This is a genomic window from Stenotrophomonas sp. HMSC10F07 (assembly GCF_001807895.1).
In the GTDB taxonomy this organism is placed as follows: Bacteria; Pseudomonadota; Gammaproteobacteria; order Xanthomonadales; family Xanthomonadaceae; genus Stenotrophomonas; species Stenotrophomonas sepilia.
Window position 1 is genome coordinate 1 of the sequence record NZ_KV791465.1, and the last position, 14,891, is coordinate 14,891.

The 14,891-nt window shown below is 66.8% G+C and carries 12 protein-coding genes; 3 read left to right on the forward strand and 9 right to left on the reverse strand.

Annotated features, from left to right (window positions below; all coding sequences use genetic code 11):
• Positions 1–54: 54 nt before the first annotated feature.
• The 9 genes from HMPREF3114_RS20160 to ndk form a co-directional block, all read right to left on the reverse strand.
• Complete coding sequence (locus tag HMPREF3114_RS20160; protein WP_053498433.1) at positions 55–1,887, reverse strand: monovalent cation:proton antiporter-2 (CPA2) family protein; 1,833 nt, start codon at positions 1,885–1,887, stop codon at positions 55–57.
• A gap of 249 nt (positions 1,888–2,136) precedes the next feature.
• A complete protein-coding gene (gene moeB, locus HMPREF3114_RS20165; RefSeq protein ID WP_053498434.1) occupies positions 2,137–3,273 on the reverse strand; it encodes a molybdopterin-synthase adenylyltransferase MoeB in 1,137 nt (378 codons plus the stop codon).
• Between the two features lie 185 nt (positions 3,274–3,458).
• On the reverse strand, positions 3,459–4,856 hold the full coding sequence (gene der / locus HMPREF3114_RS20170) for a ribosome biogenesis GTPase Der (protein ID WP_005413118.1): 1,398 nt from the start codon (positions 4,854–4,856) through the stop codon (positions 3,459–3,461).
• Between the two features lie 18 nt (positions 4,857–4,874).
• Entirely contained in the window at positions 4,875–6,083 is a 1,209-nt protein-coding gene (gene bamB, locus HMPREF3114_RS20175) for an outer membrane protein assembly factor BamB (RefSeq protein WP_005416243.1), read from the reverse strand.
• Positions 6,083–6,721, reverse strand: a complete 639-nt coding sequence (locus tag HMPREF3114_RS20180) for a YfgM family protein (RefSeq protein ID WP_014036903.1) — start codon at positions 6,719–6,721, stop codon at positions 6,083–6,085. Before HMPREF3114_RS20180 ends, bamB begins: the two co-directional genes overlap by 1 nt.
• Before the next feature lie 65 nt (positions 6,722–6,786).
• Positions 6,787–7,656, reverse strand: a complete 870-nt coding sequence (locus HMPREF3114_RS20185; protein ID WP_053500885.1) for a RodZ domain-containing protein — start codon at positions 7,654–7,656, stop codon at positions 6,787–6,789.
• 18 nt (positions 7,657–7,674) lie between these two features.
• The gene (gene pilW, locus HMPREF3114_RS20190; RefSeq protein ID WP_053500883.1) at positions 7,675–8,460 is read right to left on the reverse strand and encodes a type IV pilus biogenesis/stability protein PilW; all 786 of its coding nucleotides are present in this window, start codon (positions 8,458–8,460) and stop codon (positions 7,675–7,677) included.
• The gene (rlmN, locus tag HMPREF3114_RS20195; RefSeq protein ID WP_005409296.1) at positions 8,447–9,652 is read right to left on the reverse strand and encodes a dual-specificity RNA methyltransferase RlmN; all 1,206 of its coding nucleotides are present in this window, start codon (positions 9,650–9,652) and stop codon (positions 8,447–8,449) included. Before rlmN ends, pilW begins: the two co-directional genes overlap by 14 nt.
• Before the next feature lie 10 nt (positions 9,653–9,662).
• On the reverse strand, positions 9,663–10,088 hold the full coding sequence (gene ndk / locus HMPREF3114_RS20200) for a nucleoside-diphosphate kinase (RefSeq protein ID WP_005409295.1): 426 nt from the start codon (positions 10,086–10,088) through the stop codon (positions 9,663–9,665).
• A 368-nt stretch (positions 10,089–10,456) separates the two neighbouring features.
• Between ndk and HMPREF3114_RS20205 the strand changes: the two genes are divergently transcribed.
• The 3 genes from HMPREF3114_RS20205 to HMPREF3114_RS20215 all read left to right on the forward strand — a co-directional run bounded on the left by HMPREF3114_RS20205 (position 10,457) and on the right by HMPREF3114_RS20215 (position 14,800).
• A complete protein-coding gene (locus tag HMPREF3114_RS20205) occupies positions 10,457–11,110 on the forward strand; it encodes a TetR/AcrR family transcriptional regulator (protein WP_005409294.1) in 654 nt (217 codons plus the stop codon).
• A 39-nt stretch (positions 11,111–11,149) separates the two neighbouring features.
• Complete coding sequence (locus tag HMPREF3114_RS20210) at positions 11,150–13,522, forward strand: 3-hydroxyacyl-CoA dehydrogenase/enoyl-CoA hydratase family protein (protein ID WP_014036899.1); 2,373 nt, start codon at positions 11,150–11,152, stop codon at positions 13,520–13,522.
• Between the two features lie 69 nt (positions 13,523–13,591).
• Positions 13,592–14,800: an acetyl-CoA C-acyltransferase gene (locus HMPREF3114_RS20215; RefSeq protein ID WP_053500881.1), complete on the forward strand. Its 1,209-nt coding sequence runs from the start codon at positions 13,592–13,594 to the stop codon at positions 14,798–14,800.
• Positions 14,801–14,891 lie beyond the last annotated feature (91 nt).

The following is a 14,891-nucleotide window of genomic DNA, read 5'->3' on the forward strand; positions in this document are numbered from 1 at the left end:
CGTGCGCACCACGGTAGCGCCGGGCCATGCCCGGCGAACGCGATGCGCGGCACCTCACTCTTCCTCTTCCGGCACATCCTGCGGGTTCAGCGTCTTGCTCTCGCGCTTCGGCGCAGTGAACGGCGTCGGCGTCGGCACGCCCTGCGGGCTGTTGCCGTAGACCATCCGCGCGCCGGCATTCAGACCACCACCGGCAATCTCCAGTTCAAAACGCTCGGCATCGCGGCGGCGGATCTCGGCGGCAATCTCCACCGCGTCATCCTCATCCGCGCCCAGCTCCACCAGCGCGGCCTGGCCGAACAGCACCGCCGATTCAAACGTCTCGCGGATCTGGAAATCAACACCGGCATGGATCAACCGCAGCGAATGCTCGCGGTCGAACGAGCGCACCATCAGCTTTGCCTGCGGGAACTCGTGCGACACCAGCTCAACAATGCGGTCAGCCGCCTCGGCCTTGTCCACGCACACCGCAATCGCACGTGCGGTGGCCGCACCCGAGGCATGCAGCACGTCCAGACGCGTGCCATCACCGTAGTAGATCTTGAAACCGAAGCGCGCCGCGCTCTGGATCATCTCCACATCGTTGTCGATGATGGTCACGTCCACGTCGCGCGCCAGCAGCGACTGGCTGGCGACCTGGCCGAAGCGGCCGAAGCCGATCAGCAGCACGCTGCCGGACAGGCCATCGGCCTCGTCCACGCCGTCCATGTTCACCGTCGGCTTCGGCGCGATGCGCTTGTAGAGCAGCACTACAAGCGGCGTCAGCGCCATCGACAGCACCACCACGGCGGTGAAGTTGGCATTGATCTCCAGGTTGATCACGCCGGCCGATGCGGCGGCGGAGAACAGCACGAAGGCGAACTCGCCGCCCTGCGCCATCAGCACGCCCCGGTCCAGCGCCTGCGCGTGGTCGCTGCCCATGATGCGCGCGACCACGTAGATGCACAGCGCCTTGGCCGCCATCAACGCCAGCACCAGGCCGAGGATCAGCTGCCAGTTGCCGGCCACCACGCCCAGGTCCAGCGCCATGCCGACGCTGAGGAAGAACAGGCCCAGCAGGATGCCGCGGAACGGCTCGATGTCCGCTTCGATCTGGTGGCGGAAGGTCGATTCGCTCAGCAGCACGCCGGCCAGGAACGCGCCCATTGCCATCGACAGGCCGGACAGCTGCATCAGCAGCGCCGCGCCCAGCACCACCAGCAGTGCGGCGGCGGTCATCACCTCGCGCGCCTTCGATTCGGCCAGCACGCGGAACAGCGGGTTGAGCAGGAAGCGGCCGACCAGCACCAGGCCGACGATGGCACCCACGCCGATCGCCACCGACAGCCAGCGCGAGCCCTCGCCATCGGCACTGCCCGCGCCCGGCGCCATCCACGCCACCAGCGCCAGCAACGGCACGATCAGCAGGTCTTCGAACAGCAGGATGGAGACGATCTTCTGGCCCGAAGGCAGCGCGATGTCACCACGCTCGGCCAGCAGCTGCATCACCACCGCGGTGGAGGTGAGCACGAAGCCGGTGGCGCCGATGAAGGCCACCTGCCACGGCAGCCCGAACAGCTTGGCGATGCTGGTCAGCACCAGCGCACAGGTGACGATCTGCAGCGTGCCCAGCCCGAAGATTTCCTTGCGCAGGCTCCACAGGTGCGAGGGCCGCATTTCCAGGCCGATCACGAACAGGAACATCACCACGCCGAGTTCGGCGGTATGCAGGATGGCCTGCGGATCGGAGAACCAGCCCAGCCCGAACGGTCCGATCGCCAGGCCAGCGGCGAAGTAGCCCAGCACCGAGCCCAGGCCGGCCCGGCGGAACAAAGGCACCATCACCACCGCCGCGCCCAACAGGGCCACGACCTTGACCAGCTCGCTGGTCGCTGCTTCTACCGCCATGCGGTGTGTTCCCCAAGATCCAGAATCGGGTTCAACAATAGAGCAATGCCGATGACGGCAATAGCACGCATGTTGCGCCGGATTGTCTTGGAAGTGGAACGATGCAGGGAGTGACTCCCGGCATCATCCCGAAACCATGCATCCGCGTCGGTGGGTGCCAACCATCACCCGCTTCGGTAGGTGCCAACCTTGGTTGGCACGAGAGCGCCGACCAAGGTCGGCATCCACCAAGGCATTCCCCGGCCGGGGTTACCCACCCCGGCAGAACGCGGCGTAATCGATATATCCCGGGAACGGCACACCCGGCGCGCACACCGGGCAGTGCGGGTCCGGCCGGATGCCGGTCTCGCGGAAGCGCATGCCCAGCGCATCGAAGCGCAGCAGGCGGCCCACCAGCGGCTCGCCGATGGCCAGCAGCAGCTTCAGCACCTCGGTGGCCTGCAGCACGCCGGCCAGGCCAGGCAGCACGCCCAGCACACCGGCCTCGGAACAGTTCGGCGCAAACTCCGGCGGCGGCGGTTCCGGGAACAGGCAGCGGTAGCACGGCGCCACGCCGCGCTGGCGGCCGGCGTCAAACACGCTTACCTGGCCGTCAAAGCGCTCGATGGCGGCATACACCAGCGGTTTGGCGTGCTTGATGCAGGCGTCGTTGAGCAGGTAGCGCAGCGGGAAGTTGTCCGAGCCATCCAGCACAACGTCCACGCCCTCGAGCAGCGCATCCACGTTCTCAGAGGTCACCCGCTCCGGCACCGCCTCGACCTCGATGGAGGGATTCAGCGCCAGCAGGCGCTCGCGAGCGGAATCGACCTTGAGCCGGCCGACGCTGGCTTCGGTATGCACGATCTGCCGGTGCAGGTTGCTGCGCTCCACGCGGTCGTGGTCGGCAAAGCGCAGGTGCCCTACCCCGGCGGCGGCCAGATAGAAGCCGGCTGGCGCACCCAGGCCGCCCGCGCCCAGCACCAGCACGCGTGATTGCTGCAGCCGGCGCTGGCCGGCCTCGCCCACCTGTGGCAGCAGCAGATGCCGCGAATAGCGATCAAAGAAATCGCGGTCGGCGGCGCTGGCCAGCGGCTGCACCAAGGGCAGCGACTGCTCGCGCCAGGCCACGGTACCGCCGGTCACGGAAGCGACGTTTGTGTAGCCAGCCTCCAACAGGAAAAGTGCGGCATCTGCCGAGCGCTTGCCGCTCTGGCAGATCAACAGGATTTCCTGGTCGTGCCGCGGCAGGTGCGCGGCCGGGTCTGCCTGCAGCTCGCCCTTGGCCACGCCACGCGCGCCCTCGGCCATCCCGCCGGCCCGTTCGTGCGCTTCGCGCACATCGATCAGCACGGCGCCGTGGGCCAGGCGCTCGCGTGCCTGCGCGGGGGAAAGCTCTTGGATGCTCATGGCCGCATTATCGCGCACGCGGCGGCAAGCCGCCTTGACCGATACCTGCAAACATGGGGTAGTGCCGGCCGCTGGCCGGCATGGCCATGAACGCACCGGACGACCCGAGGTTGCCGGCCAGCGGCCGGCACTACCGGTAGGGGCGCGAACAAAAAAGGCGGCCCTGCGGCCGCCTTTTTCGTGAATCACTTGCCCTTGACGTGCTTCATCAAGCGCCGCTTGGCCTTGACCTGCCGCTCGGTGAGGACGTTCTTCTTGCCCTCGTACGGGTTGGTACCCTCGCGGAAGATGAAGCTCACCGGCGTGCCGATCAGCTTGAAGCGCTTGCGGAAGAAGTTCTCCAGGTAGCGCTTGTATGACTCCTGCAGTTCCTTCAGGCGCGTGCCGTGCACGATGAAGGTCGGCGGGTTGGAACCGGCCGGGTGCACGTAGCGCAGCTTGGAGACGTGGCCGCGAATGGTCGGCGGCGGGTTGGTCTCGTAGGCCACTTCCAGCGCCTTGTTCACTTCGCTGGTGGTGAAGGTCTTGTTCGCCGATTCGTGCGCACGATGCACCGCACGGAACAGCTCGCGCAGGCCCGAGCCGTGCTTGGCCGAGATGCGCACCGATTCGGCCCACGGCACGAAGCCCAGCTTCAGCGACAGCATGGTTTCGGCCTGCTCGCGCTGGTACTCGGTCAGGCCATCCCACTTGTTGATGGCGATCACCAGCGCGCGGCCGGCGTCGAGCACGGCACCGAGCACGGTGGCGTCCTGGTCGGTCACGCCTTCGGTGGCGTCGAGCATCAGCACGGCCACCTGGCACTGCTCGATCGACTGCATGGTCTTGACCACCGAGAACTTCTCGACGACCTCATCCACGCGCGAACGACGGCGCAGGCCGGCGGTGTCGATCAGGCGGTACTCACGGCCGTCGCGCTCCAGGTCCACCGCGATCGAGTCGCGGGTGGTACCCGGCACGTCGGAGGCGATCATGCGCTCCTCGCCGAGGATGCGATTGACCAGGGTCGACTTGCCCACGTTCGGGCGGCCGACGAAGGCGATGCGGATGCGGTTCGGATCGTTGTCCAGCTCTTCGCCGCTGCCTTCTTCCGGCAGGCGCTGGATCACTTCGTCCAGCAGGTCGTCCAGACCCTGGCGATGCGCAGCCGAGACGGTCAGCATCTCGCCGAAGCCATAACGGGCGAACTCGGAACGCACGCTGTCCTCGTCGGTGCCGTCGATCTTGTTGATCAGCAGCAGCGTCGGGCGCGACAGCTTGCGCAGCCAGGCCAGGATCTCGTCGTCCAGCGCCGAGGTGCCCTCGCGGGCATCGACGACGAACAGGATCAGATCGGCTTCGGCCGCGGCCGCACGGGCTTGGCGCGTGGTGGCGCCGGCCAGGCCTTCGTCTTCCCCGGCGATACCGCCGGTATCCACGACGAGGAAATGATTGTCCTCGTCGAGGCGGCAGACACCGTAGTTGCGGTCGCGGGTGACGCCGGGCTGGTCGTGGACCAGCGCGTCACGGGTGCGCGTAAGCGCATTGAAAATAGTCGACTTGCCGACATTCGGCCGTCCAACCAGGGCGACCAGAGGCAGCATCGCGATTACTCCAATTTTTTAGTTTGCCAACCGGAAGGCCGTCAGCTTGCCATCCACGTTCTGCACCAGCAGCACACCGTCTACGACGACCGGCTGGGCCAGCAGGGCGTCGCCGCCACTTTTTGCCCGTGCCGCCATCGCACCATCGGAGGCCTGCAACCAGTGCACGTATCCCTTGTAGTCACCGACCACGACGTAGTCGCCGTGCAGTGCCGGGCCGGTCAGGGAGCGACGGGCCAGTGCCGTCTGCGACCACATGGCTGCGCCGCTGGCCTTGTCCAGGCCGAACACGCCGCCCTTGTTGTCGGTCACGAACACATTGCCCGACGACACCGCCACGCCACCTGCGCCGCCATGGTCGCGCGCCCACAGCGGGCGACCGGTCGGGCCTTCGATGGCCATGGTCTGGTTCTTGAAGCTGCTCACGTACAGGGTGTTGCCATCGAGCACCGGTGCGCCGTCGACGTCCGCCATGCGCTCCAGCTCGGTGCGGCCTTCGCCGTTGCCGAGGTTCTGTTCCCACAGCGTGCGGCCATCCTGCTGGGCCAGGGCCGCAACCGCGCCCTCGTCCTTGCCGATGAACAACACGCCCGGGCCGGTCACCACCGGCGCGTTGCCGCGCACGGTCAGCGCCGGCAGCTCGCTCGGGTTGAACCACTTCTGGGTGCCATTGCCGACATCGAAGGCGGTCACACGACCGTCGTTGCTGCGCACGTAGACCATGCCCTGGGCAACGGCCGGCGCGGCGATGACTTCACCCGGAACACGGGCGCGCCACTTCTCGCTGCCGTCGTTGATGTCCAGCGCGATGACCTGGCCATCCAGCGTGCCGATCACGACCAGGTTCTCACCGACACCCGGGCCGCCGGACAGGCGCAGCTTGGCCTTCTTCTTTTCCTTCTTCGGCTCCCAGGTCCAGACCTTCTTGCCGGTCTGCAGGTCGATGGCGTGCACGCCACCGGTGATCGCCGCAGCGAACACGTGGCCGTTGGCCACCGCCGGGCCCTGGCGCACACCGATGCGACGCTCGCCCTTGCCGAGGTTGACCGACCAGATCTTGCTGACCTTCACGGTCGGCTCGAACTTGACCAGCTCAGCCGGTTCCTGTGCCTTCTTCGCCGCCGCGTCCTTGCCAGCGAACCAGCCCTTCATGGTGCCGCAGCCGGTCAGGGCCATGCCCATCAGGAGCACGGTGGCGACGCGGGTGATCATGACCTTCTGACTCATCAAACCGACTCCGCAGGGGCGGCAACGGTGCCGCCGGCGTCCATAACCTTGGTTTCCAGCAGGCGCCGCTGCGGCGCTGCCACGTCCAGCGTCTTCAGCGCCTTCTCGTACTGTACGCGGGCGTCGTCACGCTTGCCCTGCGCCATCAGCGCATCGCCATGGATTTCCAGGCTGCTGCTGTCGGTGGCGCTGCCCAGCAGCTTGATGGCCTCGTCGCTCTTGCCGGTGGCCACCAGCAGGCGGGCCACACGCTGGTCGACCACGCGCTGCAGGTCGCCTTCGACCTTCACGTTGCGCAGGGTGGCCAGTGCCTCTTCGTTCTTGCCGGCGTCGACCTGGGCCTTGGCCAGCTGCAGCGCCGCGAGGTCGCCGTAGATGCTGGACGGACCGGCTTCGAGCGCCTTGACCGCCTTGGCGGCGTCGTCGAGCTTGTTCTGCTGCAGGCCCTGCAGGGCCTTCTGGTACTCGACATTGGCCGAGGCAAGCTTGCTGCCCTGCTCCTTCTGGTACCACTGCCAGCCGGCAATGGCACCGATGGCGATGACTACGCCACCGAGGATGCTGGCGCCATTCTTCCGCAGCCAGCTGCGGACGCGTTCACTTTGTTCGTGCTCGTCGAGCAGATCGTCGATCGCCATGCGTACTCTCGCCCCGCCCGTCGGGAGGGACCATTGGGTTTAATCGAAGGTGGTGAAACCGCGCCTCAGTGCGAAACCGGGACTACGGAGCCTTCAGAGGATACCTGAAAGCGTGCCACGTTGGCTCGCTGGTAGGGGGTCAGATCGACGATAGCGCCGTTCTGCTGAACCTGGACCGCCGAGGCGTTGCCCAGGGTCACCCGGGTCACCTGGCCCGGCGTGAAGCTGCGGGTCTCGCCGGACTTGATCAGTGCCTTCTCGACGGTGCTGCCGTCCGGGCCGCCGATGTCGACCCAGCTGTCGCCGCTGAACTGCATTTCCAGCGCATTGCCGGCAGCCGGGGCCGGCGCCGGGCGCGGCACCGGGGCCAGCGAGGCGACGTAAGGGGTGGCCGCCGGCTTGCTGGCCGGGGCCGTGGTCGCTTCGGCCGGGGCGGCCATCTCGCTGCCGGTTGCGGACGGCGTGACCGGCACGGCGGCCGGGATCACGTCCAGCGAGGCGGTGCTCGGCGACGGGGTCGCGCTGCCGTCGAAGTGGCCACGGGTGGCGAACCACACCGGCACCGCCAGCACGGCGGTGATGCCGACATACAGCACGCGCCGGCCGAGGTTCTCGGCAATGCGGCGCGCACGGGGGGTATGGGTATGGCTGACCAGGGTGGGCGGAACCACCGGGCCGACCTGGGCCTGTTCCAGCAGCTCGCCCACGTCCACGTCGAGCAGGCGCGCATAGCTGCGCAGCTGGCCGCGCACGAACACCGGCGCCCCCAGCTTCTGCCATTGTTCCTCTTCCAGCGACTTGACCACCTGGACCGGCATGCGCAGGCGCGAGCCGACATCTTCGAGGGTCAGTCCGGCCGCTTCACGGGCCTGGCGCAGGCGGGTGCCGCAGCCGGCCGCAGTCTCGAGAGCGCTCACAGTCTGGTCATCAATCACAATGCATCAACCCTGGAGTTAGGAGCCCGCTTCCTGCGGAAATTCCTGTCGAATCCGCTGCAGATAACGATCAGATGCCGCCCGATCGCCCAGCTTCACTTCGATTTGAGACGCAAGTTGTAACACGGAACGCGTTGCGGGTGCAGCCGCAATCCTACGTTCGGCGAACGCCCGGGCCTCCATGTAGCGGCCCTGGCGGAAGCTCAGCTGGGCCATCGACTCCAGCGCAACCGGGTTGGCCGGCGCCGCGACGAGTGCCGCGCGCAGGTCGCGCTCGGCACGTTCGAGCTGCCCAGCGTCCAGTGCGCAACTGCCGGCATTGGCCTGCGCTTCGCCCGGGGTGGCATAGCCCGGCGCCTGCAGCGCCCGGTCGAACCAGACCAGCGATTCGGCCGGCTGGCCCTGCTGGCACAACCAGGCACCGTAGTTGTTGAGCACGTCTCCGCGCTGCGGCGCCAGTTCGGCGGCCTTGCGGAAATTCTCGCCCGCCTGGCGGGTGCGGCCACGACGGTCATCGATGCCAGCCTGCAGCACCAGCGCATCGGGCGCCTCCGGCGCCAGCTTCAGCGCTTCGCGCACCTTGCGCTCGGCGGCGTCGAGATTGCCGGCCTGCATGTCGCGGGTCGCCAGGGTCAACAGGTCGCGCCAGCGCACTTCGCGCCGCACGCTTTCCGGGTCACCCACCGAATAGACCGGTGCCTGGCTCGGCCCGAGCTTGGCCTTGGGATGGGATTTGCAGCCGCCGACCGCAACGGCCAGCACGCCTGCGAACAGAACCAGCCAGAGGCGGTCAGGCCGCGGCATCACTCCCCTTCCCCGCCTGCAGCGTCTTGTTGAACTCCGCCTGGCGGCGGGTGCGGTCCATCACCTGGCCCTTGAGCTGGCCACAGGCGGCGTCGATGTCGTCGCCACGGGTGCGGCGGACCATGGTCAGCACGTTGCTGTCGAGCAGGATCTTCTGGAAAGCGCGGATGTGCGCTTCTTCCGAACGCTCGTAGCGGGTGCCCGGGAACGGGTTGAACGGGATCAGGTTGACCTTGCCCGAATCCTTGGCCTGCACCGCGTTGTCGAACTGGCGCATCAGGCGGGCCAGCTCGCGGGCATGCTCGGGCTTGTCGTTGATGCCCTTCATCAGGGTGTATTCAAAGGTGACCGACTCGCGGCGCTTGTTGGCGCGCAGGTAGCGTGCGCACGAGGCCATCAGCTCGGCGATCGGGTACTTCTTGTTGAGCGGCACCAGCGTCTCGCGCAGCGCGTCGTTCGGCGCATGCAGCGACACCGCCAGCGACACGTCGCTTTCGGCAGACAGGCGGTCGATCTGCGGCACCAGGCCAGAGGTCGACAGGGTCACGCGCTTGTTGGCCAGGCCGTAGCCCAGGTCGTCGCGCATCACGCTCATGGCGCGCACGACGTTGTCGAAATTCATCAGCGGCTCGCCCATGCCCATCATCACCACGTTGGTGAGGCGGCGCATCTGGTGCGGCACGTTGCCCAGGTGGCGTGCGGCAACCCACACCTGGCCGATGATCTCGGCGGTGGTCAGGTTGCGGTTGAAGCCCTGGGTAGCGGTGGAGCAGAACGTGCAGTTCAGGCCGCAACCGACCTGCGAGGACACGCACAGCGTGCCGCGGGTCTTGTCCGGGATATACACGGTCTCGATGGCGTTCTTGCCATCCACGCCCATCGCCAGCAGCCACTTGTGGGTACCGTCGGCGGAGGGCTTGTCGAACACGATGTTGGGAACCAGCACCTCGGCATGGGCCTGCAGCTTGGCGCGCAGGACCTTGCCGAGGTCGGTCATTTCATCGAAATCGGTGACGTAGCGATGGTGGATCCACTTCATCACCTGATGGGCACGGAACTTCTTCTCGCCGAGAACCTCGACGAAGAACTTCTCCAGGCCCGCGCGATCAAGGTCGAGCAGGTTCTGCTTGCCAGCCGTGGGTGCCGACTTCGGCAGCGGCTGGATGGCGGGGGACTGTACGACCTCGTTCACGGCATTACTCTCAGCGCGAGACGACTTCGGTGGCGGCGAAGAAGTAGGCGATCTCAATCGCGGCATTCTCGACCGAGTCCGAGCCGTGGGCGGCATTGGCATCGATGGATTCGGCGAAGTCGGCGCGGATGGTGCCCGGCGCGGCTTCCTTCGGGTTGGTGGCGCCCAGCAGGTCGCGGTGGGCCAGGACGGCGTTCTCGCCTTCCAGGGCCTGGATCATCACCGGGCCGGAGATCATGAACTCGACCAGCGCGTTGAAGAACGGACGCTCGCGGTGCACGGCGTAGAAGCCTTCGGCTTCACGACGGGACAGCTGCTTGTACTTGGCGGCCACGACCTTCAGGCCGGCCTTCTCGAAGCGGGCGTAGATTTCGCCGATGACGTTCTTGGCAACGGCGTCCGGCTTGATGATCGAAAGGGTGCGCTCCAGCGCCATGGGATGTCTCCAATGGGATCGGGCCGCTGATGGCCCGAAGGGTAACATGAAAAAAACCCGCGTCGGGACGCGGGCTTAGCCTGATAAACGTAGGCGAATTGTAAAAGATAAAGCCGCGGCATGGTAGTGCCGGCCGCTGGCCGGCAACCCCGTCGCGGCCAAGGGTCGGATTCCCGCAGGGGCTCTGACCCATTCCGGGGCCCACCGTTGGGGTCGGAGCCCCATTCGGGGATCCGACCCCACCCCATCGCATTCACCCACCTGAGTGAAATCTGACCGGCCCGGGCAATTTTGCTGCAATGCAAAATGCCATACGCTACCGTCTGGTCCTAGTATCAAACAATCGTTTGATTAAGGTCCGCCCGCCGATGGCCAAACCCGCCCACTTCTCGACCAAGGACAGGATCCTCGGCGCGGCCGAGGAGCTGTTCGCCCAGCACGGCTTCGCCGGCACCTCGCTGCGCCAGGTGACCAGCCAGGCCGATGTCAACATCGCTGCGGTCAACTACCACTTCGGCTCCAAGGAAAACCTGGTCAACGAGGTGTTCCGCCGCCGCATGGACGAGATGACCGGCGCCCGCCTGTCACAGCTCGAACGTGCCCGCGCCGAGCACCCGGGCGAACTGCGCCCGGTGCTGGCCGCCTTCGTCGAGCCGGCGCTGGCGCTGGCCCAGGACCGCCAGAACGGCGGCGCCTTCGTGCGCGTGATCGCCCGCGCCTACGCCGAGAAGAACGACAACCTGCGCAAGTTCCTGTCCGACCACTACGGCCACGTGCTGCGTGCGTTCGGCAAGGCCATCGGCGAATGCGTGCCGGACCTGAGCAAGGAGGAGCTGTACTGGCGCCTCGACTTCCTGGCCGGCTCGCTCACCTATGCCATGGCCGATTTCGGGCTGATCAAGCGTCCCGCCGGTGTCACCGAAGCGGCGCATCGTGCCCATGCCGCCCACGAACTGATCCATTTCGCCGAAGCCGGGTTCCGCGCCGCCGCACGCGCCAGCGCCCTGCCCGCTTCCCTTTGATTCCACCCAGTAACTGCTGACCAACAAAGGCCCTACACCATGTCCAATTCCCTGCTAGTCCGCCGCGCCGCCGTGCTGGGTGCCGGCGTCATGGGTGCCCAGATCGCCGCCCACCTCACCAACGCCGGCGTCGACACCGTGCTGTTCGACCTGCCTGCCAAGGAAGGTCCGGCCGACGGCATCGTGCTGAAGGCGATCGCCAACCTGGGCAAGCTGAGCCCGGCGCCGCTGGCCAGCAAGTCGCTGGCCGAAGCCATCACCCCGGCCAACTACGAGTCCGGCCTGGAGCAGCTGAAGGACTGCGACCTGATCATCGAGGCCATCGCCGAGCGCATGGACTGGAAGCAGGACCTGTACAAGAAGATCGCCCCGTTCGTGGCTGACCACGCGGTGCTGGCTTCCAACACCTCGGGCCTGGGCATCAACAAGCTGGCCGACGTGCTGCCCGAGCAGCTGCGTCACCGCTTCTGCGGCGTGCACTTCTTCAACCCGCCGCGCTACATGCACCTGGCCGAACTGATCCCGGCCACCACCACCGATGCCGCCGTGCTGGAAGGCCTGGAAGAATTCCTGGTCACCACCCTGGGCAAGGGCGTGGTGTACGCCAAGGACACCCCGAACTTCATCGGCAACCGCATCGGCGTGTTCTCGATCCTGTCGACCATCCACCACACCCAGCAGTTCGGCCTGGGCTTCGATGAAGTGGACGGCCTGACCGGCCCGCTGGTCGGCCGCCCGAAGTCGGCCACCTACCGCACCTCCGACGTGGTCGGCCTGGACACCATGGCGCACGTCATCAAGACCATGGGCGACACCCTGCCGAATGATCCGTGGCATGAGTTCTTCAAGTCGCCGAAGTGGCTGGATGCGCTGATTTCCAAGGGCGCGCTGGGCCAGAAGACCGGCGCCGGCATCTTCCGCAAGGTCGGCAAGGACATCGTCGTACTGGACCTGGAGAAGCAGGACTACCGTCCGGCTGATCGCGCTGCCGCGCCGGAAGTGGTCGAGATCCTGAAGATCAAAAATCCGGCCGAGAAGTTCGCCAAGCTGCGCGAGAGCCAGCACCCGCAGGCGCAGTTCCTGTGGGCGACCTTCCGCGATCTGTTCCACTACAGCGCCTACCACCTGGCCGACATCGCCGAGACTGCGCGCGACGTCGACCTGGCCATCCGCTGGGGCTACGGCTGGTCGCTGGGCCCGTTCGAGACCTGGCAGGCCGCCGGCTGGAAGCAGGTGGCACAGTGGATCGCCGATGACATCGTGGCCGGCAAGAGCATGAGCAACGCCCCGCTGCCGGACTGGGTGTTCGATGGCCGCGACGGCGTGCATGCCGCCGAAGGCAGCTACAGCCCGTCGCGCAACGCCAAGCTGCCGCGTTCGTCGCTGCCGGTGTACCAGCGCCAGCGCTTCCCGGATCCGCTGTTGGGCGAGAAGTTCGCGCCGGGCGAGACCGTGTTCGAGAACGACGGCCTGCGCATGTGGCACGACGGTGATGGCATTGCCGTGGTCAGCTTCAAGACCAAGATGAACACCGTGTCCGACCAGGTGCTGGACGGCCTGCAGGAATGCGTCAGCCGCGCCGAGAAGGACTTCCAGGGCCTGGTGATCTGGCAGCAGAAGGAGCCCTTCTCTGCCGGTGCCGATCTGGCCGGTGCACTGGGCCTGCTGCAGGCCGGCAAGGTCGACCAGTTCGAGGAAATGGTTGCCAACTTCCAGCGCACCAGCCAGCGCATCAAGTACTCGCTGGTGCCGGTGGTTGCCGCCGTGCGTGGCCTGGCGCTGGGTGGTGGCTGCGAGTTCCAGATGCACAGCGCCAAGACCGTGGCCTTCCTGGAAAGCTACATCGGCCTGGTCGAGGCCGGCGTCGGCCTGCTGCCGGCCGGCGGTGGCCTGAAGGAACTGGCCGTGCGCGCCTCGCAGGCCGCAGGCCCGGGCGGTGATGTGTTCGCCGAACTGAAGAAGACCTTCGAGACCGTAGCGATGGCCAAGGTGTCCAACTCGGCGGTCAACGCCAAGGAACTGGGCCTGCTGCGCAGCACCGACAAGGTGGTGTTCAACAGCTACGAAGCGCTGCACATCGCCAAGGCCGAAGCTCGCGCCCTGGCCGAAGCGGGCTACCGTCCGCCGCTGCCGGCACGCCGCATCCAGGTGGCCGGTGACGTGGGTATCGCCACCTTCAAGATGATGCTGGTCAACATGCTGGAAGGCCGCTTCATCAGCCCGTACGACTACGAGATCGCCGAGCGCATCGCCACCGTGCTGTGCGGTGGCAAGGTCGACCGCGGCACCCTGGTGGACGAAGAGTGGCTGCTGACCCTGGAGCGCAAGCACTTCGTCGAACTGGCCCAGCAGGAAAAGACCCAGGCCCGCATCGCGCACATGCTGAAGACCGGCAAGCCGCTGCGGAACTGACGGAAGACATCGGTAGTGCCGGCCGCTGGCCGGCAACCTCTTCCAACCCCTATTCAAGAGATCATTGCAATGACCAAGCAAATCCAGGACGCCTACATCGTCGCCGCCACCCGTACCCCGGTTGGCAAGGCGCCCAAGGGCATGTTCCGCAACACCCGCCCCGACGACATGCTTGCGCACGTGCTGCGCAGCGTCGTCGCCCAGGCCCCGGGCGTGGACGTCAACCGCATCGATGACGCCATCATCGGCTGCGCCATGCCGGAAGCCGAGCAGGGCATGAACGTGGCACGCATCGGCGTGCTGCTGGCCGGCCTGCCGAACACCATCGCCGCGCAGACCGTGAACCGCTTCTGCTCCTCCGGCCTGCAGGCCGTGGCGCAGGCCGCCGACGCGATCCGCCTGGGCAACGCCGACCTGATGCTGGCCGGCGGCACCGAGTCGATGTCGATGGTGCCGATGATGGGCAACAAGATCGCCATGGCGCCGAGCGTGTTCGACAACGACCACGTCGCCATCGCCTACGGCATGGGCATCACCGCCGAGAAGGTCGCCGAAGAGTGGAAGGTCTCGCGCGAAGACCAGGACGCCTTCGCCCTGGCCTCGCACCAGAAGGCGATGGCCGCGATCCAGAACGGCGACTTCAAGGATGAGATCAGCCCGTACGAGATCGTCTCGCACCTGCCGGACCTGGTCGACGGCCAGCGCATCATCACCCGCAACAAGGTGGCCGACACCGACGAAGGCCCGCGCCCGGACTCCTCCGCTGAAGGCCTGGCCAAGCTGCGCCCGGTATTCCGCAACGGCCAGTTCGGCGGCACCGTCACCGCCGGCAACTCGTCGCAGATGAGCGATGGCGCCGGTGCCGTGCTGCTGGCCTCGGAGCAGGCGATCAAGGATTACGGCCTGACCCCGCTGGCGCGTTTCGTCAGCTTCTCGGTGGCCGGCGTGCGCCCGGAAGTGATGGGCATCGGCCCGATCGCCGCGATCCCGAAGGCCCTGAAGCAGGCCGGCCTGACCCAGGACCAGCTGGACTGGATTGAACTGAACGAAGCCTTCGCCGCGCAGTCGCTGGCAGTGATCCGCGATTGCGGCCTGGACCCGAGCAAGGTCAATCCGCTGGGCGGCGCGATCGCCCTGGGCCATCCGCTGGGCGCGACCGGCGCGATCCGTACCGCCACCCTGCTGCACGGCCTGCGTCGTCGCCAGCAGAAGTACGGCATGGTCACGATGTGCATCGGCACCGGCATGGGCGCGGCGGGTATTTTCGAGGCGCTGTAAGGTTCAAGGCGTTGCCTCGATGGGCTTCATGGCGTGGGTCGGGTTGGCAGGGCTGCCCGGGACACGCCGTGAACCCTTCCATGGGGGCTCG